General features: G+C 54.4%; 25 protein-coding genes and 2 pseudogenes. 8 read left to right on the top strand and 19 right to left on the bottom strand.

The window, feature by feature from the left end:
• Both AC0V6L_RS09305 and AC0V6L_RS09300 read left to right on the top strand, forming a co-directional pair.
• On the top strand, positions 1-912 hold the full coding sequence (locus AC0V6L_RS09305; RefSeq protein ID WP_486153998.1) for a sugar phosphate isomerase/epimerase family protein: 912 nt from the start codon (positions 1-3) through the stop codon (positions 910-912).
• Positions 913-945: 33 nt separating this feature from the next.
• Entirely contained in the window at positions 946-1,866 is a 921-nt protein-coding gene (locus tag AC0V6L_RS09300; RefSeq protein ID WP_486153997.1) for an alpha/beta fold hydrolase, read from the top strand.
• A 115-nt stretch (positions 1,867-1,981) separates the two neighbouring features.
• On the opposite strand, the gene AC0V6L_RS09295 is transcribed toward AC0V6L_RS09300, so the two are convergent.
• Positions 1,982-2,527 (bottom strand): TetR/AcrR family transcriptional regulator, encoded by a 546-nt coding sequence (locus tag AC0V6L_RS09295; protein WP_486153996.1) that lies wholly within the window; start codon positions 2,525-2,527, stop codon positions 1,982-1,984.
• Between the two features lie 209 nt (positions 2,528-2,736).
• Here AC0V6L_RS09295 and AC0V6L_RS09290 point away from each other — a divergent pair, with 209 nt between their 5' ends.
• Positions 2,737-3,504, top strand: a complete 768-nt coding sequence (locus AC0V6L_RS09290; protein ID WP_486153995.1) for an alpha/beta fold hydrolase — start codon at positions 2,737-2,739, stop codon at positions 3,502-3,504.
• On the top strand, positions 3,501-4,355 hold the full coding sequence (locus AC0V6L_RS09285) for an NmrA/HSCARG family protein (RefSeq protein WP_486153994.1): 855 nt from the start codon (positions 3,501-3,503) through the stop codon (positions 4,353-4,355). Before AC0V6L_RS09290 ends, AC0V6L_RS09285 begins: the two co-directional genes overlap by 4 nt.
• Before the next feature lie 238 nt (positions 4,356-4,593).
• Here AC0V6L_RS09285 and AC0V6L_RS09280 read toward each other — a convergent pair whose 3' ends face one another.
• The 8 genes and pseudogenes from AC0V6L_RS09280 to AC0V6L_RS09245 form a co-directional block, all read right to left on the bottom strand.
• Positions 4,594-7,140, bottom strand: coding sequence for a sensor histidine kinase (locus AC0V6L_RS09280; protein ID WP_486153993.1), 2,547 nt, complete (start codon positions 7,138-7,140; stop codon positions 4,594-4,596).
• A gap of 50 nt (positions 7,141-7,190) precedes the next feature.
• Positions 7,191-7,745: pseudogene (locus tag AC0V6L_RS09275) on the bottom strand (IS6 family transposase); the annotation flags it as partial.
• A gap of 221 nt (positions 7,746-7,966) precedes the next feature.
• Positions 7,967-9,247, bottom strand: coding sequence for a PepSY-associated TM helix domain-containing protein (locus AC0V6L_RS09270; protein WP_486153992.1), 1,281 nt, complete (start codon positions 9,245-9,247; stop codon positions 7,967-7,969).
• A 313-nt stretch (positions 9,248-9,560) separates the two neighbouring features.
• The gene (locus AC0V6L_RS09265; RefSeq protein ID WP_486153991.1) at positions 9,561-10,433 is read right to left on the bottom strand and encodes an Rv3169 family protein; all 873 of its coding nucleotides are present in this window, start codon (positions 10,431-10,433) and stop codon (positions 9,561-9,563) included.
• Positions 10,433-10,687 (bottom strand): hypothetical protein, encoded by a 255-nt coding sequence (locus AC0V6L_RS09260; RefSeq protein ID WP_486153990.1) that lies wholly within the window; start codon positions 10,685-10,687, stop codon positions 10,433-10,435. Before AC0V6L_RS09260 ends, AC0V6L_RS09265 begins: the two co-directional genes overlap by 1 nt.
• Positions 10,688-10,689: 2 nt before the next feature.
• Positions 10,690-11,856 carry a CaiB/BaiF CoA transferase family protein gene (locus AC0V6L_RS09255; RefSeq protein WP_486153989.1) on the bottom strand — a complete coding sequence of 389 codons (1,167 nt, stop codon included), beginning with the start codon at positions 11,854-11,856 and terminating at the stop codon, positions 10,690-10,692.
• A 45-nt stretch (positions 11,857-11,901) separates the two neighbouring features.
• A complete protein-coding gene (gene larC, locus AC0V6L_RS09250; RefSeq protein ID WP_486153988.1) occupies positions 11,902-13,188 on the bottom strand; it encodes a nickel pincer cofactor biosynthesis protein LarC in 1,287 nt (428 codons plus the stop codon).
• The gene (locus AC0V6L_RS09245; RefSeq protein WP_486153987.1) at positions 13,185-13,766 is read right to left on the bottom strand and encodes a TetR/AcrR family transcriptional regulator; all 582 of its coding nucleotides are present in this window, start codon (positions 13,764-13,766) and stop codon (positions 13,185-13,187) included. Before AC0V6L_RS09245 ends, larC begins: the two co-directional genes overlap by 4 nt.
• A gap of 322 nt (positions 13,767-14,088) precedes the next feature.
• Here AC0V6L_RS09245 and AC0V6L_RS09240 point away from each other — a divergent pair, with 322 nt between their 5' ends.
• Positions 14,089-15,048 carry an alpha/beta fold hydrolase gene (locus AC0V6L_RS09240; protein ID WP_486153986.1) on the top strand — a complete coding sequence of 320 codons (960 nt, stop codon included), beginning with the start codon at positions 14,089-14,091 and terminating at the stop codon, positions 15,046-15,048.
• An 11-nt stretch (positions 15,049-15,059) separates the two neighbouring features.
• Here the strand turns inward: AC0V6L_RS09240 and AC0V6L_RS09235 are convergent, their stop codons facing one another.
• Both AC0V6L_RS09235 and AC0V6L_RS09230 read right to left on the bottom strand, forming a co-directional pair.
• Positions 15,060-16,007, bottom strand: coding sequence for an SDR family oxidoreductase (locus tag AC0V6L_RS09235; RefSeq protein ID WP_486153985.1), 948 nt, complete (start codon positions 16,005-16,007; stop codon positions 15,060-15,062).
• 31 nt (positions 16,008-16,038) lie between these two features.
• Positions 16,039-17,070: an aldo/keto reductase gene (locus tag AC0V6L_RS09230; protein ID WP_486153984.1), complete on the bottom strand. Its 1,032-nt coding sequence runs from the start codon at positions 17,068-17,070 to the stop codon at positions 16,039-16,041.
• 218 nt (positions 17,071-17,288) lie between these two features.
• On the opposite strand from AC0V6L_RS09230, the gene AC0V6L_RS09225 reads away from it, so the two are divergent.
• Positions 17,289-18,362, top strand: coding sequence for a phosphotransferase (locus AC0V6L_RS09225; RefSeq protein ID WP_486153983.1), 1,074 nt, complete (start codon positions 17,289-17,291; stop codon positions 18,360-18,362).
• A gap of 6 nt (positions 18,363-18,368) precedes the next feature.
• Here the strand turns inward: AC0V6L_RS09225 and AC0V6L_RS09220 are convergent, their stop codons facing one another.
• From AC0V6L_RS09220 to AC0V6L_RS09210, 3 genes are read right to left on the bottom strand one after another with little or no spacing between them, the layout of a single operon-like run.
• Positions 18,369-18,686 carry a putative quinol monooxygenase gene (locus tag AC0V6L_RS09220; protein WP_486153982.1) on the bottom strand — a complete coding sequence of 106 codons (318 nt, stop codon included), beginning with the start codon at positions 18,684-18,686 and terminating at the stop codon, positions 18,369-18,371.
• A complete protein-coding gene (locus tag AC0V6L_RS09215) occupies positions 18,687-19,457 on the bottom strand; it encodes a crotonase/enoyl-CoA hydratase family protein (RefSeq protein ID WP_486153981.1) in 771 nt (256 codons plus the stop codon). It abuts the gene before it with no gap.
• 39 nt (positions 19,458-19,496) lie between these two features.
• Positions 19,497-19,802 carry a hypothetical protein gene (locus tag AC0V6L_RS09210; protein WP_486153980.1) on the bottom strand — a complete coding sequence of 102 codons (306 nt, stop codon included), beginning with the start codon at positions 19,800-19,802 and terminating at the stop codon, positions 19,497-19,499.
• A 181-nt stretch (positions 19,803-19,983) separates the two neighbouring features.
• On the opposite strand from AC0V6L_RS09210, the gene AC0V6L_RS09205 reads away from it, so the two are divergent.
• On the top strand, positions 19,984-20,769 hold the full coding sequence (locus tag AC0V6L_RS09205) for an SDR family oxidoreductase (RefSeq protein WP_486153979.1): 786 nt from the start codon (positions 19,984-19,986) through the stop codon (positions 20,767-20,769).
• 84 nt (positions 20,770-20,853) lie between these two features.
• Here the strand turns inward: AC0V6L_RS09205 and AC0V6L_RS09200 are convergent, their stop codons facing one another.
• The 5 genes and pseudogenes from AC0V6L_RS09200 to AC0V6L_RS09180 form a co-directional block, all read right to left on the bottom strand.
• A complete protein-coding gene (locus tag AC0V6L_RS09200; RefSeq protein ID WP_486153978.1) occupies positions 20,854-22,107 on the bottom strand; it encodes an acetyl-CoA C-acetyltransferase in 1,254 nt (417 codons plus the stop codon).
• A gap of 50 nt (positions 22,108-22,157) precedes the next feature.
• Positions 22,158-22,538: pseudogene (locus AC0V6L_RS09195) on the bottom strand (GFA family protein); the annotation flags it as partial.
• Between the two features lie 24 nt (positions 22,539-22,562).
• Complete coding sequence (locus tag AC0V6L_RS09190) at positions 22,563-23,732, bottom strand: acyl-CoA dehydrogenase family protein (RefSeq protein ID WP_486153977.1); 1,170 nt, start codon at positions 23,730-23,732, stop codon at positions 22,563-22,565.
• Positions 23,733-23,738: 6 nt separating this feature from the next.
• Positions 23,739-24,905 carry an acyl-CoA dehydrogenase family protein gene (locus AC0V6L_RS09185; protein ID WP_486153976.1) on the bottom strand — a complete coding sequence of 389 codons (1,167 nt, stop codon included), beginning with the start codon at positions 24,903-24,905 and terminating at the stop codon, positions 23,739-23,741.
• A gap of 9 nt (positions 24,906-24,914) precedes the next feature.
• A complete protein-coding gene (locus AC0V6L_RS09180; protein WP_486153975.1) occupies positions 24,915-25,862 on the bottom strand; it encodes an SDR family NAD(P)-dependent oxidoreductase in 948 nt (315 codons plus the stop codon).
• A gap of 167 nt (positions 25,863-26,029) precedes the next feature.
• Here AC0V6L_RS09180 and AC0V6L_RS09175 point away from each other — a divergent pair, with 167 nt between their 5' ends.
• Positions 26,030-26,866 carry an SDR family oxidoreductase gene (locus tag AC0V6L_RS09175; protein WP_486153974.1) on the top strand — a complete coding sequence of 279 codons (837 nt, stop codon included), beginning with the start codon at positions 26,030-26,032 and terminating at the stop codon, positions 26,864-26,866.
• Positions 26,867-26,874 lie beyond the last annotated feature (8 nt).

Genomic DNA, 26,874 nt, shown 5'->3' with positions numbered 1-26,874 from the left:
ATGAATCGTCGTACAGTCCTCTCATCGGCAATCGCTGCCGCAGCTCTAGCAATTAGCAAACCGGAGGCCCTTATGCCCAGTACACCAAAACGTCGCGTTCTTTGGGCGGCCAATGTTCGTAACAAGTCGCTAGACGACCGGATCCTCGCTGCAATTGAGGGCGGCTTTGACGCTATGTCAGTCTTTCCGATCGATTTCAGAACCTGGCGCGACCAAGGTCTGAGCAATGCGGACATCCGCAAGCGCTACGAGGATGCGGGAATCCATGCAGCCATTGTCGACCCGTTTGTTCAATGGGTCCCCAATTTTGCCATCCCGAACGGCTTTCCCGAAGAAAACATCGCCTTTCTTGATCATTCGGAAGACGAGATATTCGAGATGGTCGACGTGCTAGGGGCAACGCAAATCAATGTCGTCGAAGGCCTGGGCGTGGAGTACGAACGCTCGGCCCTGATCGACGCCTTGGGACGCTTTGCAGACCGGGCAAACCAAAGTGGGTTGCGCCTTGGGTTTGAGCCGATGCCGGTGTCTTCCATTCAAACTCTGGCCAAAGGGTGGGATCTCGTTCGCGCCGTCAATCGCGACAATCTGGGGCTGACCTTCGACACATGGCACTTTTGGCGATCGGACCCGGATCACGACCTTCTGCGAACAATCCCCGGCCACAAGATCTTCGACGTCCAGTTGGTTGATGCGAAATCGGAACAAAAAGGCGATCTTTACAACGACCTTTTGCGCCATCGCCTCCTTCCCGGGGACGGGGACTTCGATCTGAAAACCACGGTCCGGATACTCAAAGAAATCGGCGGGTTCAATTCGGTTGGGCCGGAGCTTTTCTCGGACGCGATGGACGCACTGCCTGCGCGGGACGTCGGGCAGATCACCGGCCAGAACCTGTCCGACTGGTCCTAGACTATTCTCAATTCAACCAAAGGAAACAAAACCATGAAAACCCTTTTGCAATTCGCTGCAATTCTTGCCCTATCCGCTTCTGCCGCACTTGCTAACGCGCAAGTCCCCGAAGGCTTCGAAAGCGCCCGCACATCCGCCGCCAACGTAAACCTACACTATGTGCGTGACGGCGGGCCCGGTGAAACTGTTATTCTCTTGCACGGCTGGCCCCAAACCTGGGCATCATGGGTCGAAGTCATGCCGTTGCTCGCTGCTGACTATGACGTCATTGCAGTTGATCTGCGCGGCGTAGGCGCATCCGACAAGCCGGATGGCGGCTATGACAAAGCGACTATGGCAGGCGACATCAAGGCGCTGATGGATGAACTCGGCATCAGCAGTGCCAACATCGTGGGCCACGATGTCGGGGGCATGACGGCATTCGCGTTCGCCAGCCAATTCCCAGAGGCCGCTGACACAGTGACGATAATCGATGTGCCAATCCCGGGCACGCCTACATTCGCTGCGATCTCTGTTGATCCGCGCGCATGGCATTTTGCCTTTAACGCGGCACCGGATAACGTGCCGGAGGTGCTGACAGCAGGGCAAGAGGATTTTTATTACGGCGAGTTCATGAAGAAATTCGATGCCGGCGCTGGCGGCATTACTGACGTCGAGATCGCAATCACAGTGGATGCATACAGCGATCCCAAGACAGCAAAAGCGGGTTTTAATTGGTACCGTGCCTTCGCGCAGGACGTAAAAGACAACAAAGCGTTCATGGAAACACGGCTGGAAATGCCAGTTCTCGGCCTGAACGCCGGCCGCCTCGCACCGGTGCCCTATGTGCGAGACATGCTGACACCGTTGGCAACAACCGTCGAGGGTCAGGCATTCGACAGCGGCCATTGGATCCCAGAGACCCGTCCAGAAGAGTTGAGCAGCGTCTTGAGAGACTTCTTTGAACGCTACTGAGTCAATTGAGCGGTAACACAGAGAACGTCACGAATACCTGTGAACTAACTGAAGGCGGAAAAGACTGCGCCACCGCCCTTCGCCTTATCCCTGGCGGAGGGCGTATTACTGCCCTCTATGAAAGTGCGGCGATGATCTTCGAACACTGCCGTTCTATCGTGCTTTCTAGCGGCGCCTCTTTGACCGCAGGAGAGCCTTGCAGGTCCGACAATCCGTGAAGGGCAGTCCATGCAAAGAACTGATCCTCAGGACTTGCTGGGGCAATGATCTGAAAAAGCGCCATTTCATCCAGGCTCTTGGCGAGCCAGTCATAGGTAGAAGGTCTGCCCACATTCGGGCTTGGGATCAGGCCTAAAGGGCCGAACATCAGCCTCCATAACTCGGTCCTGTCGCGCGCAAATGCGATGTAGGTGTTTGCCAGCGTCACAAACCTTGCGCGCGCCTCCGCTACGTCCCGCGCCTCGCTTTCAAAGGGGACGGTGTGTTCAAAGGCGCCTGCCAAAGCGTCGAATCCTTGTGCCGCGACGGCGGCCATTAGGGCGTCCTTATCAGGAAAATGGCGATAGGCAGCCCCCGGTGACACGCCCAAATCACGGGCGGCCTTGCGCACGGACAGCTGGGCTAACGTCCCATGATCAGCCGCAGAAAGGGTATATTCCACAAGTGCTTGCTTAAGGTTTCCGTGGTGATGCGCGTTATCGGGCTTTGCCAGTGTCATGAGGGAATTGTAATCAGTGTTTACATTGCGCGCAAGCGACGATATGTAATCATTGATTACTTTTGGAGTGCACGATGAATCCAATGACAAGAGTTGACGCCACAGCGGCTGTATCCTGCATCGTTTCGACCGCTTTGGGGCAGCTTCATGTTTTGGATACAGGCGCGGGTTGTGAGACGATTGTCCTTTGGCCGTCGATTTTCACCGACCATCGGATCTATAGCGATCTTGCCGCGCAACTTGGCGGGTCATATCGGTTCTTGTTGATCGACGGCCCCGCCCATGGGCAAAGCGGCGGCGGCGAGGCCGAGTTTACCATGGACGCCTGCGCAAAGGCGGTGGCAGAGATCATGGATTACTTCGATCTGAACCGTGGCATCGTTGGCGGAACGTCTTGGGGCGGGATGGCCGCTGCACAACTGGCGCTCGCAAATCCTGACCGAGTTAAAGCCCTGATATTGATGAACACACCCATGGAGATTGGCGCGACCCGCCCTGGCCTTCAGGCTCGCTTCATCGCCAGCGGTGCCCGTTGGATTTTGTCATCAAATGCCTTTCGCAACGGCGTCGCCAACAGCTTCTTCACTTCTGAGGTTCTGGCAGCGAACCAGCACTACGCGCGCGCCTTTCACGACATGCTCAAGACGGCAGACCCTAAGCGAATGTCAGCCGCAATCCGCTCTGTTCTTTTGCGCGGATCGCCGTTGTTGCCGCGCATGGCTGACCTGTCTTGCCCCACGCTTGTAATCGCCGGAAAAGAAGACGTGATGTATCCGATCGCAGTGCAGGCAGAAGCCGCGTTACTTGTCCCACACGGCCACTTCGCGCCGGTGGGCGGCAAACATATCTCGGTCGTGGAACGGCCAAACGAAGTCGCGAAACAAGTTGATGAATTCATCACAAGGGAGGTGGCCCAATGACCTTCCTTATTCTTGGCGCGACGGGATTGCAGGGCGGAGCTGTTGCGCATGAGATGCTGAGGCGCGGTCACGCAATCCGTATCCTGACCCGACGGGCCTCGTCTGACAAAGCACAAGCGCTTGCCAGAATGGGTGCGCAGGTCGTCCAAGGGGACCTGTCAAAACCTGACACATTGTTTCCTGCGTTCGACGGTATCGAGGCCGTATTCTCAGTTCAGGACTTCTATGCGCCCGAGGCGGGGCTCGTGGGCGAGCTGGAACAAGGGAGGGCAGTCATTGCAGCCGCGCAGGCGTCTGGCGTTCGCCATATTGTACAGTCCAGCATGGGCGATGGTCACGAACCTGGCGGTCCTGAGCATTTCATTTCGAAGGCATTGCTGGAGCGAGACATCAAACGCAGCCCCCTCGACTGGACGCTTCTCGGCACTGTCTGGTTCATGGACAACTTGATGAACCCCAACATGAAACCCCAACTGTTGTTTCCGATTTTGGCAGGATCTCTAAATGCCGAGACGAAATTCCAAATGCTGGCAATCAGCGATCTAGGGTGGATAGCTGCAGAGGCCTTGACCAAACCAGACAGCTTTGCAGGTCGCAAAATCAATCTGGCTGGTGATGTGATGACGGTGGGCGAGATGAAACGTGCATACCGCAAAGTAACCGGCACACGCCCGAAAGGCTGGCGCCTTCCGGCCGCACTGTTTCGCAGATTGGCGCCTGAGTTCGCAGAGCAACTCAGCTGGCATAACCGGATCAACTTTGCCTTCGGCTATGAGAGCTTACGCGCGTTAAAACCAAACGCCATCACCTTCCACGACTTCGTTCAAAGTCGTCGCATCAAAGGGATGTAGCGCGATCCTGATGACGCTGGTGATACCGAAAACCAGTCTTTGTTTGGGCGTGCAACGACAGCGCTTTTTGTCCATAGTAGACCTTCGAAAGCACGCGGCTAACGGCATGCTGTCACCGTTCAACTACGAACGAAAGCAAAACATAAAGCACGAAGGCGTCTAGTAAGCCTGGGGCTATTCATCTTAACAATTCTATCTTTTCAAAAGCGCTAGCCGAATGATGGGCAAGCGGGAAAGATCAATGTCGCGGAATACCGGATATAGTCCAGCAGGATCCTTGCTCGTTTGATCGCACATTCAAAGATGCATTCATCTGCTTGACCATATCTTCTATTATAGACAGACCCATTGAGCCGCTCTTGTTTCGGGCTTTGTTAAGATCGAAACCGCGGCCGTTATCTTGGATGCGCAGGGTGAGAGAGTTGTCCTTGCTAGCCAATTCCACATGCAAAGTGCCTCCCTCTAGACCGAAAGCGTGCTTGTATGCATTGGTCATGATCTCAGACAAGACAAGGCCTAGTGGGGTAGCGGTATCGACATTAACTTGCGCATTCTCGATATCGGAAGTCACAATGATTTCGGAACGTCCGAGGCTGGAGTCGAGAAGTGCTAGCAGCTCGATGATAAGCTCGTGCGTATCGACTTCGGACGTATCCGAGCTCATGTAAAGGTGGTCATGCACCAGAGCCATTGTGCGGGCGCGATTTGCAGAATCGTAGCGGCTGCCAGGAGATTTGCTTATGTCCTTTTTACGTCGGGCATCAATTCTCAATAGGCTTGATAACAGCTGAAGGTTGTTTTTGGTTCGGTGATGAATTTCCGACAGAAACATATCGCGCGTCAATACAAGTTGCCGTTGATATCGGTACGATCGGTAAAGTATAAATGCGAGCAGGCCGACAAGGCCCACACCCATCAAAGACAGGATGCCAAGCAGCTGAGATCTTTGTAATTGGAGATCCTTGAGCTCCCCGTTGCGCTGCATAAGTCTTAGATCTTGCTCGCGGTCGCGCACAGCAAACATAAGTTCGGTATTGGCCAGCGCTTTCATATTATCGCCACGATACTGGGCCTTGCTGATCGTGGCTGCGGCTTCAAGATAGGGAATGGCCATCTCCGGTTTCCCCATCCGCTTCATCATATTCGCCATGCTTTCCGCATATTCTAGGTTCCAAAACTTATATCCGCCTAGAGATGGTAAGTCTTCGACGGATGTCCCTGACGCTTCTATCAGGTCTTTTGCCTCAGTGAGCCGTGAATATGACAGATCGTCATTTCCGCTTTCGAGATGTCTTTCCGCAATCCAGGTCAAAACAGCCGCTTTTTTGATACCATCCATCGGGCCATCGTATCTTTCTAAGGCTGCTTGTGCTCGTTCGAGAGCGTCATCCATGCGCCCAAGATCATAGAGTGACTTTGCCATGTGAAAATCGGTATAACCTGACATATATGCGTCAGTGGTCTGAAAAATTTTGCCCGCGCGTGTCAGGGTTTCCAAAGCTTCGGCAGGACGACCAGCCCAGTAATGTTGGACCCCAATTTCTTTTACGATGTTTGCCTCAACACTGCTCGTCAGGGCCAGATTGGTGCCTTGTGTGGCATCCAATGCAGCCTCGAAAAGCGTAATAGCCTTGTCGTGTTGTCCTAGATCGGAATATATCCCTGCAAGATATTTGTTCGCATTGTATACAATGGACTGGTCTTTCAGTCTGGTCCCGATGTCCATGGCCTTTTGGGCCAGTGCAATGGAATTTGCGAAGTTTTGCGCGAACATTTCCGTGTTAGCATCGCTGAGATAAAGCATGGCCAACATGCCTTCTGCGTTATGTCGCTGATAAATTTCCTCTGCCTTGGATGCGTATTGGTTTGAAAGATCGATATCGCCGTCGTGACCGGTCTTCCAGCTCATCCCCTGGAAAGCGCATCCAGCCCACAACGCCAAGCCAGCATTATTGACAGCCTCGAGGACTTCCCGACCTTCAGGCGAGGTGAAGTCTAAATTTATGATTGTCGCAGCCAGGCCGTCGCAGCTCACATCTCGAGCTTTCAGATTATCCACTTGTTCATAGCTTATGGTGGACGCACGGTAGTGACCTATTGCATCAGCCAAGCGACCCTGACGCGCAGCGATCACGCCATAACCATATTGCAGGCTAGGAACCATACGGATCAAACCCGCAGCTTTTGCTCGCGGCATGAGCTTGTCATACATAATCGTTTGACGATCGCGATCGCCGGACAGTCCGATGACCTCGGCACGGGCACGTTCGATCAGGATCGATGCAACTTCATCAGCCACATTCGCTGGATCGGCTGCCATGGCGTCTAAGCGTTCCATGGCATCGTCTTCGCGCATGATCTTGAGGGCTCCGAATGCGCTCATACGTCGCTGATTGTCTGACGACAGCTTTGTTATCAGCTCGGGCAAACGTTCTGCAGGAAGATATTTACGTGTCTCGCGGATGTAGTTGTCGACAACCGCGGATTGGAGATCGGAATTGAGTTGGGGGAGCTCGTCTGCGCAAGCAGCCCCCAGATCATCCGGAACGGTCCCGTAAGCGGCTTCCATTGCAGTCTGGCATGCCGAAGCCTGCAAAGTATCGTTCTTGGACTGCGAGCATCCCGATAAAGCGCCAGCAGATATTGCGGCGAAAAAGATCAGTAATAAGCGTAATCGAAGCTCAGTTATTGCCCAATTACGGCGCTCGACCAACATTCTTAATAGACTTAAATATGTATGCTGGGTTTGGCAATCACAGAAACAGGCATGGTGTGCGAGGGGCATTCTGTCTAATCGCAACTTGTCTCTGTTCCGCGCAAGTACCCCTTCCCAAGTTAATTCTCAGGCCATGAGATTTGCCACTCAGCCAGTGCGACTGAGCGGGCGGTCTTGTAGGTTTCTCTATCGAATAGGTAGTGTTGGGCATTGAGGTGCTTGTGGACGTTAGCGTGGCCTGAGGCGAACCTCTGTAACGACTTCATCTGCCGAAATCTGAGCATCGCTCGCTCTCGTAATCGTAACGGCTGGAGGCTGTTCTCCAACCTGTTATTGGCCCAGCGTCCTACCTCCTGTTTGTCCCGCTTGCCGGGTTCTCGCATTGCAGCTTTCTTGTCGCACATCTTCGTGACGTAGCTCTCGAGGATCTCGCCCTACTGGTCGACTGCGCGCCGCAGGTAATGCAGCTCGCCATTGATCTTCAAATAGACTTCGTCGAGGTGCCACTTCCACTGCCTGAAGCCCCGCATCTGGCTTACTCGCTGTCGCTGGACATCATCTGCGAACAGCGGGCCGAACCCGTTCCACCAATGCCGCACGGCCTCGTGAGAGACATCAATCCTCCGCTCGGCCAGCAGGTCGTCGACATTCCCAAGGCTCAGCGGAAACCGCACTACCCTCGCAGCCTAAGTCTGCAATACTGACAAGATCGGTGCTGGGGGTGGGTGGCGGAGACGGTGGTGGCAAGTGCTGAGATGTAAGTACTTGTGAAAGCTGAGATATGCTAACTCCAAGACAGGCTGCTCCCACATCTGCGCCCACGAATTAGTAGGCTGTGCAAGTCAGAAACCAAAACCGGCCTGACAGCTCACGACCCAAAATCAGCCGCTTGTTCTCACTCGGCTGGCTGAAGCTCAGCATGATCAATCGTCTCAATCAGTTCGGCTTTAGAACGGCGTTCGTCCTTTGGTCGCCCTCCGGGGAGCCTAACCACGAGTGCCAGTGTTAGCCCCCCAAGGACAATAAACGATAGATCAAACCAAGCGGAGCCAGCCGCGCCGGTACCGAACGCGCACCACATCGTGTCACCCGTGACGATCCAATTGAGCGGAGCCAAAGCTACAAAACTTAGACCGGTTGCAGCCAGCAATTCTCGGTTGGCTTTGTAGTCGATGCCGCGAGCGTAGCCATAGATTGCCCCAAAGACCCAGAAGGCGAAGAATGCTATGGCGACACTTGAGTATCGTGCGGCTTCGCTGCCCCACCACAGCTTATCAAAGGCAAGCACTGCGACCGATGCAAGCGGAAGGCCTGCGCAAACGCCTGTGTTGATGGCGCTTAGCACCGCATAGAAACGATCAGACTTCGTGCCTTCTCCGCCGTGTCGGCGACGCTCAATCCACATCATGTTGCCGAGCGCGCTCATGATCGCAAGCGCAAGGCCAAGAGCGAGGTTGACCAGCTTCAGAGCGACCCCGCCATTTGTTCCGTAGTGGAGTGGTGAGAAGGTCGCCAATACATACGCAAAAGGTCCGCCGGTCAGGAATATGTCCCTACTGGCGATAGGCTCGCCCGTCACTGCGCTCACATCAAGCGTATCGGCATAGAGCAGGCGCGTCTCAGCCTTGTAGCTGAGGTTTGCCGTCGCCGTTTCATCACCCCAATTGGTGTAGCGAACAAATGCCAGAGAGTTGCCTGTTTCGGGATGGGTGCGCGGACCAATTGTGTCCACTGGCACCATGGGAGCCGAAACCTCTCTCCGCTCCACTTCACCAAGACCCAGTGCCGCGATAAGTGCCTCTTGATCGCCTTTCATTGTGACGAACCCCATTAAAGGGAGCAACAATGCCACTACGCCCAAGAACGCACCTGTTAGTGCAATAGTTGCTGCGAAAGGTGAGGTCCAAAGGCCAAGCACTTTGTGGCTGTCTTGCCAATTGAGGCGGACGGATCTCCGATAGCGAAGCGTGAGCAGCTCGCGGGTGATCTTGGTATGGGCGATTATCCCTGAAAGGATCAATAGTAGGAACGCGATCCCGACGAGTCCAACCAGAATGCGTCCCACAGTTCGGCCACCCAGCGCATCAGGCCAAGCAAGGTCGCGGTGGAGGTCGTAGAGGAACTGGTTTGCCCCCTGCTCACGGTAGAACAGCTTTTCGCCGGTTGTGGGGCGCAAAGCCGACTTAACTAGGTAAATAAGAGAATTTTTTCGGGGTTAGGCCAGTTTAAGTGGGGGTACCCCCTTGGGTCCCTACCCCTCACTTGCGTGTGCGTAGGTGGGATAGTGAGATAGAGGATTTTGCCCCCAGGGCCTTGGTCCGCTGGGGTAGCCCAACTCAAACTAGGGCTTGGGCTAGATGATCGTCAGTAATAATAATCATTCACTTCCAGTGACTTAGGTAAGGCAATGGCGGTGGAGGCAGTCCGTGGCGAACTCGCCTCCGTGTCGGATAAGCAGCAGCCCGGGCCTTTGGCATACCTTTCACAGCCTAAGCTGCGCCGTCGGCAATACCAGTGAGGCCGTATCGAGAATAGGGCCCCAAGCACGCGTGCTCCAGCACGCCGATCCCTTCACGTTGGCCATCGTTTACTCGGACAACCTGTTGCACGTGCAAATTGTGCGGATCATTGAGATCAAGGGATGCGGGATCAAAAGTCTCAGCCCCTATCTCAAGCTCTCCTTGCCATGCGCCTTGTTTCCATTTGGGGTGCATATAGCCCAGCCCCCTCATGTAGAAAACGAGCCCCGGCTCAAACGATATGGTCCGAACATTACCTTGCTTGTCGAGCAAATCGATCTGCGCGGTTTCGATCTGCCTTGTCCCCGGAACATATTCGAGACGGTGAGCAACGCCGGCCATACGCTCAACTCCCGGGTCTTCCGTCCCGGGAATATCGGCTTCTCTTGCGTAAATGGGAATGACCATGCCCTCCGTGCTGAGGTCCATGCCGTCTCTTCCATCGAAAAAGATGGAGTGAGTGGCGTGATCGTCCCAAAAGAGCGGTGCCCAGAGGAAAAACGCACTCTGTTCCGTAAGCGGCGGTGCCCCGCCCGATTCCGGTTCACCCACCTGCCGCACACCCCATGAACGATCTTTCGTACCGCGGCAGCCTTCTTCCGCCACGCCGATTTCCCCGTCAGGGTGGGCAATCTTGCCTGACCAACGGCCAAATTGGTCAAATCGCGTGCTTTCCATGATGCGCCGGGTGCCGCTCCAGAACGTCTGTTTTTGCTCTTCCACTGCGGAGCTTCGGGTGGAAAAGGTAAGGTCGCAGCTGATCCCCGTTTCGTTCTCTTCGATCACCACCCGCGTGCGCCGCATGGGCTCCAATATCTCAAGCTTGAAGGGGCCAACCTCCATCACTGTGCGTTCGCTGGGCGCCCGGCATGAGGCGTAGAAACAATGCTGCTTGCCCCCTTCTCAACCACGCTAAACGCGCAGTCGAGGATGCCGCGATGCGGGTACACCGCCATGCCAATGCCAAAATACCAATCACCATCGACCGAATAGCCATTAAACCATGTGCGATCGTAGAAATTGCGGTCACTGGTCGCCGGGTGGGCCAAAGGTTCCGGCGTTTGGTGGATCGGAAAATCGTCAAACAAGTTCAACATGGCTATTCCCCAGTTGCGCGCTCGGCCTCGTCGCCGTGCTCATTCAAAAGTGGCGGCATCCTTTCCGAGGTGCTCTCGCCCGATGAAAAGCGAACGGGTTGGCGCATTTCAAAGTAGCTGCCTTCCGAAGGATGCTCTCGCCGAGAGAAGAAATCGACCGATTGCAAATGCGGCTCATCCAACATTTCATTGAGATCGCGAACGGGCTGCGCTGGAATTTGTGCTACCTGACACTTTTGGATCAACTGTGTGGTCGTAAACTGCGGCGTCAGCTCCGCTATCCGGCGATAGAGCAGCGCTTGGTTTATGTAGCGCCCTTTTCGCGAGTTGAAGCGTTCATCATTGATGAGGTCCCGATCGCCTAAGAGATCAAGGACGGTGCCCCAGCTCGCATCAGTGTAAATGACGATGCTGATGTGCCCGTCTTTGGTGGGAAAGGGCTGCCGGTCTGGATCAATCTGGCGCGCATATCCTGCATCGCCCACGGGCGGATCAAAGACGTGTCCACCAAGGTGTTCGAGCATCATGAAATTGGTGAAGCTTTCAAACATCGGAATTTCGATGTTCTGCCCCTCGCCCGTTCGAAGCTTGTGAATGATCGCCGCTTGCACCGCATACACCGCATGCAACCCTGCGACTTTGTCAGCGATAAGGGAGGGAAAGTAGCGTGGCCGTTCATTGCCATCCACCCGCGGCAACAAAGTCGTCGTCCCGCTTGCGGCCTGAATGACGTCGTCATAGGCCTGAAGATCAGCATAAGGTCCGTCTTGCCCAAAGCCCACGCAATGGGCGTAAATGATGTCTTTGTTGATCGCACTAACGGCTTGAAAATCGAGACCCAACTTCTCAACCGCTTTGCCGCGCACATTGTGAATGAAGATGTCCGCATCGCTGAGCAATTGCTTCATCTTTTCAAGGTCATCTGGCTGCTTAAGATCGAGGACAACCGATTTTTTGCCGCGGTTGATGGACATGAAACCGGGGGCCATTCCGATCGTCTTTGCATGGCGCGCAGAGTATCGGAATTGATCACCGCCCGGCGCTTCGATCTTGATCACTTCACCGCCAAGGTCCGCCAAGACTTGCGTCGCATAGGGTCCAAAGACCACACTCGTCATGTCTACGATTTTGATGCCGTCCAGCATCTTCTTGCCCATCTCAAACGTCATCGTTCCAAATCACATCCCAAATCTTCGACAAATGCCAATCTGTGCTCAATCACCTTGCAGAGCGTTGGCGACTTCCCGGTCAATTTCTGCTTTCAGAGCAGCGTAGCTTTGCCCGGTCCTGTTCGCGATCTCGACGATATCGTCGTGCTCCACTTTCCAGCGGCGGCCACCGGCTGGCAATGACACGATCTTTGCGTGAACATCGCCATGCGTGGTCGAGACGAGCCTGATTTCGCGTTCGAGCATCCGCTTCCAAATCGGCTTTATCCGTACGCCAATGGACGAAGATTCGGACATGAGTAGGTCTGACAACGCCTCCAGCTTTTCTGCTCGGCAAAGCACAGTCACAGACTGGGCAAGTCTGCCCTTCTTCATCACGATCGGGGTCAGGAACGCATCGCTTGCGCCTGCTTCGAAAAGCCGATCAAGCATGGGTTGGAACCCTTCGGCCGACATGTCATCGATATTTGTCGTGATCTCGTAATTGGACGCCTTGGGTACCTCAGAGACAGTCTGAGCCTGCGGTTTTTCGGCAGCGTCATAGTCGCCCAGCATCACACGAAGGACGTTTGGAATTTCGAAGTCCTTATGCCCGATGCCGTAACCGATACGCTCCGGCGTGAATCGGCCAGCTGGTTCAAAATGATCGACATTGCTTTTGAGAATTGCCGCGCCCGTTGGCGTCGTTGCCTCGCCTTTTATGCCGCCAGTTTGGCAGGGTACGCCGATCAGAATTTCGCTCGTCGCAGGGGCGGGTACGGGGTATTCGCCGTGCGCACAACGAACCCGGCCAGAGCCAAGTTCGACCGCATCACACACAATTGATTCAACCTGAAAATATTCCAAGCCAATCGCGGCGCCCACGATATCGACAATGGAATCGATGGCTCCAACCTCATGGAAATGCACCTTTTCCAAGGGCATCGCATGGATCTTAGCCTCAGCCTCGCCAACAAGTCGGAACATATCCAAAGCACGCTCGCGCACACCTTTTGAATAGGGCGCGTTTTCGATCAGCTGCTTGATCTGCTGATAGTCCCTAGAGCCATGAGAATGATGGTGATGATGTTCGTGTCCATGCGCATGGCCATGAGAGTGATCATGGGAGTGCGCGCCATGGCCACCGTCAGCAGTTTGGGTCACGGTGACTTGCGCGCCCGAAATTCCCATCTTTTCTGCAGCAATCGCTTCCAGCTCAAACTCATGATCGAGTGAGAGCTTGCTAAGCTCAGCGCGTAGATGATTGACAGGCATCCCAAGCGCGATGAGCGCTGCAAGCGTCATATCTCCGCTGATGCCCGAATGGCATTGGAAATAGAGAGCGCGGCTCATTCAGAAGACGTGTCCGGAGCCAAGAGTGCATCCGTCATTTGGCCAGCCAATTTGAGCAGCTCATGCGTGTCCACTTCGAGCGATTCAAATGCATCCTTGTGGCAAAAGCCAAGCATCAGGACATTGATCATAACGATCACCGATTTGGGAGTGCCAGCACCTTCGGGAACCCGGTCTTTTGTAAGATCAATAGTTGCCTCGTACCATTCCGACATAAGTCCAGCGATCTTCGGCGAACGCGCAGCGGAAAGGTGAGCCTCGATATTGAGCATCCGAGCGTCTTTGCCATCATCTGAGAGAAGGACGCCGGCCGTCTCGAGGACAAATGTCTTCAGATCGGGCGCAACCTGCGCCAGCTTGAACAGATGGAAAGACTGCAACGCAGAACGGCAAGACTGAACAAGCAAATCCTCACGGCCATCAAAGTGGCTGTAAATCGCTCCTTTAGTGACGCCCGCGCGCTTTGCGATCTCATCGATAGTCGCGCCGTTAAGCCCTTTCTCTGCAAAGATACTGGCCGCGGCTTCGAGCAAGGCGCGGCGGGTTTCTTTGCTTTGCGCAGCACTTCTGCGGCCCATCCGGCCTTGCGTTCCTTTTGATCCCGCCTTGGTTGATACACTAGGCAATTGGCTAAAGCTCCATCTCTAGGCGCAATCCGCAGTCTTTACATAGCAGACATTTTTACATACCGAATGGTTTCTATAAACGATATTTTGACCGTGAACCAGTTTGCAGATCACTGCAATAGAGGTCGACAAAATGTTCGGTTTCGCGTTCGCGGCGATGTGTCTTAATCGGCAATCGAAAAACAATGAGGCTTTTGCAAGACACATGGCACAAAACAATGCAGTAACTGACCGTTCTCAGCCTAGTCTTGAGCCCTCATCAGGACCGACAGCAATGAACGATCCCTACATTCTTGCCGCATATAAAGGCGTTGCCCCGCCTGCACCGTCTTGGTTCACCGACGCCGTCGAAGCCGAATATAGGACTGGCAGCGTCTTGGTTGATGGCGCACAGATCGCTTATCAACAATGGGGCGACCCAGCTAAACCTGGGCTTTTATTGGTGCACGGCAACAGCGCGCATGCGCATTGGTTTGATTTCATCGCACCGTCATTTGCCGATGACTTTAACGTTGTCGCGATGGAACTGTCTGGGATGGGCAATTCTGATTGGCGCGATGAATACAGTCTGGAACAATATGCGGCCGAACAGATGGGCGTCATGCAAGCCTCGGGGATGTTCGACCACAAGGTAAAACCGATCATTGCAGCGCATTCCTTTGGCGGAATAATCTCGCTCGCGACGGCGGAAAGCTATGGTGAGCGGTTAAAAGGGCTGGTTCTGATGGACTCAACGGTCTTTCCCGCCGAAAAGGCGATTGAACGGCCCAAACCCAAACCTTCGAACCGGGCGGCATTCTTTCCCGATCTCGCGGCGGCTCTTGCAAGGTTTCGGTTGGCACCACCGCAACCTTGCGAAAATCACTATGTTCTCGACCACATCGCCCGCCATAGCGTTAAGCAAGTGGAGCAAGATGGTGTCTCCGGCTGGACCTGGAAATTCGACCCATCCATTTGGGGCAAAATTGACTGGGACGATGCAAAACCCTGGCATTGCCTTGGCAATCTGACTTGTGCGTTCGCCTGTATCAGAGGCGCGGATTCTATCCTTCTTACAGACGACATCGAAGAAGGCATGCGCGAACGGATCAATGCGCCGTTTGTATCAATCGAAAAAGCGGGCCATCATCTCTTGTTAGATGATCCGCTTAAAACAATTGCTATTCTGAAAGGGTTCTTCGCTGAGTGGGACCGCGCGCAGAATGAAGGCGCGCCCCCAAAGTCAGCAAGCTAGGCTTAACATGCTCAAATCGCCCATTTGAAATCGGTCGCCTCTTCCGAGAGTGACCAAAGACGTGTCATCACATCTTTGTCATAGGCGTGTGGTTCCAATGTCCCCTGGCCCACGGGACCGACCGACTCCATCTTTCCAGTCGGACCGTAGAATGCACGTTCCTCCAAACCTTCCTCGGTCGCGCACATCAACTGGCCATATGCGCCTTTTTCAGCCGTCTGAACCATTGGGGAAAGAGTCATAAGCCACCAGATGGCACGCATAACGCGGCTTGCGCTGGTTGCGATCAGAGACGTTTTGGAAGCACCTGGGTGGCAGACGTAAGCCCTCACTGACTTGCCCGCTGCTGCAACGCGGTCTTGCAATTCATAGGCAAGCATCATTTGCGCAAGCTTGCTCTGCGAATAGGCAGTGTTTGGGTTGTATTTGTCGTCCCAATTGATGTCATCGAAATTGATCGTGCGCATACCAAGCTTGTATCCAAGGCTCGCCACTTGAACGATGCGCCCGCCCGATGCCTCCAAGCGATCGAACAGCATCCCGCAGAGCAAGAAATGCCCATAGTGGTTTGTGCCCATCTGGCTTTCGAACCCATCGACGGTCAATTGGCGCTTAGGCACCTGCGCAATGGCCGCATTACAGATCAGCGCATCGATCCGCTCCGCCACTGAAAGCACTTCCTTTGCCGCATTGCGAACCGATTCCAGCACCGACAAATCCATCGTAATCGCTGTGACATCGGCATTAGTGCCAAACTCTTGCTTAAGCGATTTGACCGCGGCGGCGGCCTTTTCTGGATTGCGGTTGAGCATAACCACTTTTGCCCGCTTCGACAGCAAATGACGCGCTGCTTCAAAGCCCGTCCCGGCTGTGGTCCCCGTGATCACATAGGTTTTTCCGCTAAGCGAACCCATCCGATCGGGTGTCCATCCGTTTGGTCCAAATGTTGTGTCTGCCAATACCTTGATCCCTATTTTTATCGCCACCCGGTTACTTGCGGCTTGCTGTTTGCTTGTAGAGGTTTTCCCCGCGCTCCCACTGCGCGAGATATCCAGGATATTCGGGTTTGATTGCGCTCACTTTATCCAACTGCTGCATATCGTCGGCGGTAAGTTCAACGTTCACGGCGGCCAGATTATCTCTAAGCTGCTTCTCTGTACGCGCACCCACGATGACGCTCGTCACGGCTTTCTTATGCAAAAGCCATGCGAGGCCAACTTGAGAAATCGTGGCGCCATGACGCTCAGCAATGTCAGAAAGCGCCGCTAGGACCAGTGGCCCCTGTTTCTTGCTTACAGGCGGGTATTGGAACTTTGCACGCCGTCCTTCGACATCATCGCCGTCCAAGTATTTGCCTGTCACATAGCCGCCCGCAAGCGGGCTATAGATCATCGTCCCGAGGCCAAGATCCATGGTGCACGGAAGGATTTCACGCTCCACCTCGCGGCCAACCAAGGAGTAATAGTTTTGCACACTGCAGAACCGTTCCGTTCCATTGGTCTTGGCAACGCCATCGGCCTTTGCGATTTGCCACGCGCTGAAATTTGAAAGGCCAATGTACCGAACCTTGCCCTGCCTCACGAGGTCATCAAGCGCCCTTAGGGTCTCTTCAAGCGGGGTTGTGTGATCAAAATTGTGGACCTGATACAGGTCGATATAGTCAGTGCCGAGCCGGTCTAAACTGGCCTCAACCTCGCGCATGATCGCCAACCTGCTGGTACCAAGGTCGTTCATGCCGTGGGTCATCGTATTGTAGAGTTTGGTCGCGATAAGCGCATCCTGGCGCCTACCCTTTAGGGCAACGCCCAACATCTCCTCGGACACGCCGGAGGCATAGATATTGGCGGTATCGTAAAGGTTGATCCCGGCCTCAAGCGAGATATCGACCATCTTGGTCGCCAGCTCTTGGCCCGTATAGCCCATGCGGGGTGCATAGCTTCCACCTTCTTTGTCGAAGGTCATCGTCCCCAGCGTCAGTTCGGACACATAGAGACCCGTTCCGCCCAAACTCTTATACTTCAAAAGCCGATCCTCTCACGCTTCATCAACGCCATGTTTTCGCCGCAAGACAGCAATCAAGACCGCTCCGATTTCCCGCTACCACGATCCCAATAGTCAGTTTCGCACATGACACAATCTATGTCACGTGTGTTGTGCAGTTTGGGTGATCATGGCAAGTATCCAATCTGACAGTCCTACCCTGCGTATTGCGCAGGAACGGTGAGCCCGGGAAAGCGGATATGACCATAGAGATCAGACATTGGACCGATATCGACGCGCAGTATCTCACACAGGTCCTTGCAGGAAATGGCATCGACGCAACGGTGGCGAGCTTTGACAAAAAGCCGGTTGGCACGGGTCAGCTGGGAGACTGCATCCGTTTCTCCCTAAACTACCAAACACGCGGCGGCGATGCGCCTGATACTTTGGTTGGCAAATTCCCTGCAGATGCCGACGACAGCAGAACCGCTGGCGTCCAATTTGGCATCTACATGCGGGAGGTGAAGTTCTATCAAGAGCTCCAACCCAAAGCGCGCATCACAACGCCCAATTGCTACCTATCGCTCATGGACGAAGAGACGCATGATTTCGTATTGTTGATGAGCGATGAAGCACCTGCGGAGCAAGGCGATCAACTTGTCGGCATATCTATAGAGCAAGCGAAGACAGTCGTTTGTGAAGCTGCAAAATTGCATTCCGCCTTCTGGATGGATGAGACCGCATTAAGCCTTGAATGGATGGAACACACTGCCCCGACGCGCGCGGTCTTTGCGCCCGATGCCATGAGGGAAGTTTGGAATAGCTTCAAAGATCGGTTTTCAGGCGACATTGATGAGCGTGCTGAGCAGCTGGGCAATGCTCTAACCCAGAACATTGAGGCGTATCAGAAGCTCATCGAACAAAGGCAATGCCTAGTCCATGTCGATTTTCGCCCGGACAATATGCTTTTCGCAACTCCCAAAGGGGGCAAAGCTCTCTCCGTTGTCGATTGGCAATCCATTGGTCCGGGGGCAGCAGCAACGGATGTTGGATATTGTCTGGCCGGCGCACTTACACCAGAGCAGCGGCGCCAGCATGAAGACGAATTGCTTGAGCTGTACGCCAGCGAACTTCATCGGCTTGGTGGCGGCCCGTACGACCCTTCCGAAATGAAAAAGCATTACGTCCTTGGGGCGTTTCAGCTCTTTCGGACAGCCTTTCACTCATCAATGTTTGTTGAGCGCACTGAACGAGGGGACAAAATGTTCCTCAAGATGCTGAATGGGGCCGTGGACCTTATCCACGACCACCAAGCTGAGCATTGGTTCGCGTAGCGGCTGCTAAGCGATGGGAAGGGTTCCTTCGTTTGGGAATCCAACCACAAAGTCGCCCAACGCTTCGACTTCGGGCGGCTTCGCCAAGAAGGTCTGAAACTCCGCCTGCCCGTGCTTATGCCGTTCAATATGCGAATGGAGCGCCTCCGCAGACGTGTAGCTTTCCACCATGAAGTATTGATGCGGCGTCTTGGTGCGCCAAAAGGCATAGACCCGAGTTTCTGGTTCATGCCCCGGCATAGTTTCAACAATGCCTTGGATATGGCTCAAAAAAAGCTCTTCCTTCTCGGGGAGCACATCCATGCGAATAAGTAACGTCGTCATTTAGGTGCCCGTCCAGTTTGGCTCACGCTTTTCAGCAAAGGCTTTGGGGCCCTCTTTCGCGTCATTGGAGGTGAAGACTTTGGCCACCAATGGTTCTTGCATCTTCCAAAGCTCTTCCTCGTCATATCCTTGCGCAGCAGCACGAACGAGCTTCTTGGAAGCAGCAACGGCGAGCGGGGCGTTCTTTGCGACACGTTCAGCCAATGCAATCGCCGCATCAACTGCGCCGCCAACCTCAGTTAGCTCAGAGATCATGCCAAGGTCTTTGGCTTCTTCGGCAAGGATGTGATCACCCGTGATCGCCATCTCCATCGCTTTGGCATAACCAACACGGCTGGGCAGGCGGAACAATCCCGCGGCACCTGCAAAGAGGCCAACCTTAACTTCGCGAATGCCAATCTTGGCGCCTTTTGCCGCAACCAATAGATCGCAGGTCAATGCCATTTCACAGCCACCTGCAATCGCAAACCCTTCGATCGCTGCAATCAAAGGCTTTTCGCAACCTTGCTTGATGAAATCACCAGATCGCCCTGTGTTCTCACCGCGAAGGAACGCCTTGAGATCCATCCCTGAACAAAAATAACCACCTGCTCCGGTAAGAACACCAGCGGTCAGTTCTGGATCTTCATTCAGCTCTTGAACCGCATTCCAGATACCTTCTGCAAGAGCGCCGTTAATGGCGTTGCGCGCATCGGGACGGTTCATGGTGATGATCATGATCCGGTCGCGGCGTTCGACCAATACTGCGGGTTCTTCAGTGGTGTCAGTCATAGGAAAAGCTCTCCTCAATGGTTGTTCTAGAATTTTGATTTATCGCTTTGCGCGGATCCGGCCGAATGTAACCGCAAGAATAACGCTCGAGACGCAAAATGCCGAGACAAAGGTCAATGTTTCTAAGTTCAGGCCAAGCTCGAAAAAGCCAACAAGGGCGATCGCGCCAATGGCCAAGGCAAAGTTCAACAGTCCCCAAAGCACATTGATCACCGGACCGGACTCGCCAATTCCCGGCGGCTTGGCAAAGGGACTTTGAAACCGCTCGCCGCAAAAACCTTTAATGGAATGCGGCAGGCCATTGGCAAAACAAAAGGCGGCAAAGATATAGGCAAGATAGGTCACTCTGCATCCCAGACTATGCGTTCACCTCGCGCTTAACAAACAGGGTTACAAGCGTCAATTTTTGTAACCTGTTGACCCATCACTTTGACCGATTTATCAGAGCCCCAACACCTGCCCGCTGACGGGCGCGCAACAAAGCGATTGCCCCTTGGTGAAGCGAACAAGTTTTGGGAGATTGAAAATGCAAATTTACGAACAGACCGCTGCAATCGTGACCGGAGGCGGATCAGGCCTTGGCAAAGCATCGGCGCAAGCTCTTGCCAAAGCTGGCTTAAAGGTCGCGATATTCGACATGAACGAAGAAACCGGCCAAGCGGTAGCAGACGAGATTGGCGGCGTATTTTGCAAGACCAATGTGCTCGACGAAGCCGATGTGCTCGAAAGCTTCGAAAAGGCTCGCGCAGCGCATGGGCAAGAGCGCGTCTTGGTGCACTGCGCTGCGGCGGCTAAACCGCCAAAGAAGACCGTCTACATGGATCGCAAAACCGGCGAGTTCGCTCGTCAATCGACCGAAGATTTCGCTTTTGCCGCTGAAGGTGTGCTGATCTCCAGTTATCGTCTCGCATCAATTTCTGCTCTTGGTATGGCGTCGCTTGAGCCGCTTGAAGATGGCGAGCGCGGGGTCATTACCATGACGTCATCGGCCGCCGCGCAAGACGGACAGATCGGGCAAACTGGCTATGGTTCGTGCAAATCGGGCGTAAACGGCTTGGTGCTGCCAATGGCACGCGATTTGATGGATATCGGCATCCGCGTGAATGCGATCATGCCGGGCATCTTTGCAACGCCGCCAATGATGGCTGCACCTGAACCCGTGCTTGCATCGCTTGCGGCATCAGTTCCATTTCCAAAACGTCTTGGTAAGCCGGAAGAGTTTGGCTCGCTAGTGTTAGAGCTAGCCAGAAACAGCTACTTTAATGGCCAAGTTATCCGCCTTGACGGAGCCATTCGCATGGCGCCGAAGTAAGCGTTCAAAGCAGAATAAACTCAAACAAAAGCAGCGGGCCGACGTATCCTATGCCGACCCGCTCTTTTCGTTATGACAAAGCGATTATACGCGCTCAATGATGATAGCTGGCGCCATACCGCCCGCAGCGCACATGGTCACAAGCCCGCGTTTTTTGCCTTGACGTTCAAGCTCATCCACCATCGTTCCGATCAGGATTGAACCGGTTGCGCCGATGGGGTGCCCCAAGGCCATAGCTCCACCATTCACATTGACCTTTTCGCGGTCCAGATCGAGGTCGCGGATGAATTTCTCAGCCACCACCGAAAATGCCTCATTGATCTCCCAAAGATCGATATCATCCTTGGTGAGGCCTGCCTTTTTCAATGCCTTTTGCGCCGAGGGAACCGGAGCGTTCAACATCAATGTCGGGCAATCGCCCATATTGCACATGGTCACGACCTTTGCGCGCGGCGTCAGGCCGTTTTTCTCCGCATATCGCTCGGACGCAAGCAATACAGCCGCTGCTCCATCAACAACACCAGAGCTGTTTCCAGCGTGGTGGAAATGCTCGATCTCAAGGTCAGGGTATTTCTGATTTATCAAACCACGAAAGGTCGTGCCCTGCTTGTCCAATGGCATATCAGCGAGTTTGGCAAAGCTCGGCTCAAGCTGAGCCAGGCCTTCGGCGGTTGTCTGTGGCCGCGGAAACTCTTCATGATCCAGAATAACGCTGCCGTCATCGGCAATTACAGGAACAACGCCTCTATCGAACCTGCCTTCACGAATAGCCCTGTCTGCGTTTCGCTGGCTCTTGAGCGCTAGTGCATCAAGCGCTACTCGGCTGATCCCTTCCATCGATGCAATAGCATCACCGCAGATACCTTGGTGTGACTGCGGGTGCACCTTGCGCAGACGCTCGTTCCCGCTCCCCATCATCAAGGGTCCCAATCCGGCCGCCATTTCCTCTTTGCCCCGAGATGCAGTGTAGGACATCATCTCTGTCCCGCCAGCAACAATCAGGTCTTCCAAGCCAGACATGATCTGGCCAGTTGCGAAGTTAACTGATGTGATGCCCCCACCACAAAAACGGTCAAGAGTTGTGCCGCTAGATCGCTCATCATAACCAGCATCCAGTGCCGCCATTCGCCCCATATCGCCGCCTTGATTGCCTGTCTGGCTCGATGTTGACCAAATCACATCGTCGACCTCTGCTGTATTGAGATCGTTACGCTCTTTGAGCGCCTTCAGAACAGTTGCGGCGAGGTGCTGCGGGTGCTCTTCAGCCAAAGCCCCCTTGCCAACTTTGCCGATGCCACGCGGCGTGCGAACTGCATCAATGATATATGCTTCACCCATCGTCTTGTCCCTTTTCCTTAATCTTGTCCGAGCGACACCCTTTTCGGCATCTACTGTCGATCTCTTTCAAATTGTGGCAATTCTGGATCAATCTGCGCCCAAGGCTGGGCTGAGGATGTCCAAACGCTCATCTGAGGCTGAAACGCAGCTGGGTTATCAAGCGTGCCCACTTTGATGATTTTAAGGCCCGGTGCACCGCCTAACTCGCTGAACATGGGTGTCCCGCATTCCGGGCAGAAATGACGTGTCACTTCGCCGCCCGAAGAGCCCGTGACGGCATGCCCTTTCGTTACGCCTTGTTGAAGTTCGAAAGCGGTTTCCGGCACAGCAATGATATGTGCAGGGCCACCGCCTGAAACATACTGGCAGTCTCGGCAATGGCAGGTGGCCGCGCCCATCAATTGGGCTTGGTCACATTCGAAGCGGACTGCACCGCAAAGGCACCCCCAGAGAGTTTATCTGTCATTGTCGTGTCTCCCTCGATCAGGTCCAGCCCCCCAATCGCCACTTAAAGCCCCGCCGCATCTGCTGCGCGTTCCAGCGCCTCTTGGGTTTCGCCCATGCTGGCGCAGAAATATCGGATCTCGCCGCATAAACATTTGCAGGTCCACCTCTTCAGCAAAGCCGGCCGCTCCGTGGAAACAGAAAGCATCATTGGCAACGCGCTCAAACAGCTCATTCGCAAGCGCCTTTGTCGATGTCATCTCTTCGGTGGCATCCTTGCCATTGTCGCTCATCCAAGCGGCCTGATGGACAAGCAGGCGAACCGTCTCATTGCTGATATGCATATCCGCACATGGGTGCGCGACCGCCTGAAACGCGCCGATTGATTGGCCAAATGCCTGACGCTGCGTGACGTATTGTGTGGCCAAAGTCTTGATCGATTCAGAAAGACCAATCGCCTCTGCAGTCGCCAAGAGTGATCCGACATGCAGTCCTTGTTCAAGCGCTGAAACCGCAGCCTCACCAATCCCCAGAACTGCTTCACCCAGCACCTCTACGTTGGCCAAATCAACCGACGACAGAGGAACACCCGCGCCTGAATGATGCGGCGTAATCGAGACACCCTCAGCGCCAGCCTTAATGACCACCAACGCGGTTTCGCCCGATGGAGAGTGCGCGGAAATCAGCAGCCAATCCGCCGCCGAAGCGAAAGGAACAAGGATCTTGCCGCCACTAAGAGAAAACCCATCACCGCTTTGAGTAAGGGGCAGACGAACTTCGTCCCACTCATTGCGCCCATCTTGGTCGATAAGGGCCGGAGCGACGATCTTGCCAGCCGCGATATCGGTAAGGCACCGATCGCGGATATCAGATTTCGGCAGACGCTGAAGGATCGCGGCGGACAGGCCGGAGCTTGCCACCAATGGCAAAGTTGCCCCAGCACGCCCAACCTCTTCCAAAATGACGCATGCTTCCAGCAGGCTTGTCCCTGCCCCGCCAAACTCGCTTGGCACGGTCATAGCAGGCCAACCATGACGAACCGCATCGGTCCATAACTCTTTAGAAAACCCTGCCTGTGACCTTTCAGCTTCGCGCATTGCTTCTGTTGAGAAATTCGCCTCAAGCGCAGCTCGGGCGCCAACCTGCAGGGCGACTTGGGTTTCGTTCAGTCTAAAGTCCATGGCCGCTTACCCTCTCGGCAAACCCAGCTCGCGCTGGGCAATGATGTTTCGCTGAATTTCGCTGGGGCCCGCGGCCACTTGCACCGGCAAGGCATAAACCCACCACTTATACGCGCCTCCTAAAGGAAGCGTGGCCATAGGATCATCGTCGAGAAGCAGTCCTCTTGGCCCCGCCAGTTCGAGCGCAAGTTCGCTCGTCTCCGTGGTGATGTCGCCAGCCAAGACCTTGAAAATGGCTGCATCGACCAGAGACGGGTGCGCAGAGGCACGGTTCATCACAAGCCGCAGCCCTCTGTTGAGAGCATTCAACCGCGTTATCCGCGTCCTCACGTCAGGACGTTCAGAAAGCAAGCGCCCCTTGCTGTCCTTCGCGGTTTTCACGTAGTCGGTAAGCTGGTCGAGCTGGATTTGCACACGGCCCGAATACCCCAATCCCACGCGCTCACGTTCAAGCACCGTCATGGCGACTTTCCAACCATCATTCATGGGCCCAACCAGAGCATCATGCGGGACGATTGCGTCTTCAAAGATCAGCTCTTGAACTTTGGTTTGCCCTGCCATCGTCGGGGTGTCGCGCATGACGATACCAGGCGTATCCATGTCGATCACCATCAAGGAAAGCCCAGCATGGCGTGAGCTTTCTGGATCGGTCCGGACCAGCAAGATGCAGTGATCGGCATTGTTGGCGTAGCTGACCCAGGTCTTATGCCCGTTCAGCTTAAACCCTTCATCGGTTTCAATCGCGGTCATTTCCAATGCCGCCAGATCGGACCCACAATGGGGCTCGGTGAAAGCCTGACACCAGCATGCTTCGCCAGCGCTGATAGGGCGCAAATAGCGTTCCTTTTGGGCTTCGCTGCCGAACATCATGATGGCAAAGCCAATGAAGTTTAGGCTTTGATATTGTTGCCCGCGCGGTTCGCCCATGCTCCACATTTCTTCGCGGAAGACATTTTGGATCCACACATCAGCATCCGCGCCGCCATATTCCTTTGGCCACGCCATTGTCAGCCAACCTTTGGCAGCCAGCTTCTTACAGAACTCCCGAGAGAATTCGTAAGAGCCTTCGTCATCAGAGAGAATGTTCGACCACCAAGAAGGGATCTCTTGCTTCATGAATTCGCGAAGCTCTTTGCGAAACGCTTCGGCCTCGGCAGGATATTCCAAGTTCATAGTGAGGTCCTATTCGGTAACGGGAGGCGGGAATAAGGCCGCCTCATAATCGAGCTGTTCGCCAAACTCGGTTGGGAACCTTCGGATCAACTCATCGAGTGTGAAACCAACGTCATCTTGTGCATCAATGGCCTTGGTTGGGGCCACCGCCCCATACCGCGCCAGACGTCCACCCATGATGCCGAAAAGTTGGCCATTAATGGATGAAGCCATATCGCTCAGCAGATAGGCGACAATTGGTGCGACGTGCTTTGGATCACGCCAAGTGCCCAACGCATTGCTGCTGTGAAATGCCTGTGATGCGGGCAAATCTGGCAATCGCATATCGACCAGCCGTGTGGCGGCCCCCGGCATAATGGCATTGGACGTAATGCCTTGTGGCCCAAATTGCATCGCCGTTTGCCACATAAGGCTCAGCACGCCGGCTTTCGACACGCCATAAGGGCTGGCCTCTTCCTGACTGACGCTGCCATGATCGGATGCAATGGCAGAGGAGGAAGCGACGTAGATCAGCCTACCACCTCCCTGCTTTTGCATGGCCGGAATGGCTGCTTTGACAGGGCAAAATTGGCCCTTCAGGTTGACCCGCAGGACAGTGTCCCATTCATCGCCAGTAATATCGCAGAGCGGCTTTTCAGGAGCCATAATCCCAGCGTTACAGACCAAGCCATCGATGCAGCCGAAATGGTCCATCGCTGCCTCTACGACTTCCGCTCCGCCTTCATCGGTGGCGACATCGCTGTAAGTGGCAATAGCTTCACCGCCGAGTTCACGAATCTCTGAAACCACAGTGTCCGCTGGACGGCTCGAGGCTGAACCTCCGCCTTCGCCATCACCTCCGTAGTCAGCTACAACGATCTTTGCCCCTTCGGCCGCGAACATAAGGGCAAGCGACCGTCCGATCCCCCGCCCTGCGCCCGTAATGGCTATGCTTTTGCCCAACAATCTGTCGGTCATCCCAATGCATCCTCGGTTCTGTTTTATCTTAGCTCTCAGGTTAGGACCCATTTCGAGGCCCCAACTTTGCCGTTTTTTCGAGCTGAACCATACTCAGAAATTGAATGGTACACAAAACGCAAATTTTGTGTCATTGCAAGGCAAATCATCAATGAGAGGAAGATGGTGTGACGGACTATATCAAGGGAAAATCAGTTATCGTGACCGGCGCGGCGAGCGGGTTTGGTATGCTCACCAGCCATAAAGCAGCCGCGATGGGCGCCAAGGTCACATGCGCAGACGTCAATGCCGATGCACTTGAAAAGGTCGTAGCTGAGTTGGTTGATCAAGGGTATGAAGCACAAGGCGTGCCGACAGATGTAAGCGATGCGGCGCAAATGTATGCTTTGGGGCAGGCAGCGATTGATAAATTCGGCGCAATTGATGTCTTGGTCAACAATGCAGGCATTATGCCGCTTGCGCTTTATTCGGACCATGAAGCTGCGCTTTCCAAATGGCACCAATGCATCGACATCAACCTAAAGGGCGTCGTGAATGGCATCGCCGCTGTCTATGATCAGATGATCAAACAAGGCCACGGACAAGTCGTGAATGTCTCGTCGATCTTCGGCAATGCTCCGGTCTTTGGTGGCGGTGTGTATGCAGCGACCAAAACTGCTGTGAACTTCATCTCAGAAAGCCTGCGCATCGAGGCGCAAGGCAAGATCAAAGTGACCACAATCCGCCCAACCGGCGTCCCGGGTACGAACCTCAACAGCGCAGTCATCAACCCGATGACGTCGCTGGGGATATTGGGTCATAACGGTCCTGGGATTTTCCAACAGATGGAAGAGCAAGGCGAAGCGTATTTCGCCAACACGGATACCGATCCTGAAAGCATCGGCTGCAAGGTGCTGGACCCTCAAGAAATCGCCAACAATATCATCTATGCCATTAATCAACCTCTGGGCGTCTCAGTCAGCGATATTACTGTGCGCAACACCGGGGAAAGCATGATCCTCTAAAGCGGTCA

The organism is Erythrobacter sp. JB1-15 (genome assembly GCF_057365035.1).
The sequence above is the reverse complement of the archived record's forward strand: the minus strand, read 5'-3'. Positions and strand labels throughout refer to the sequence as shown.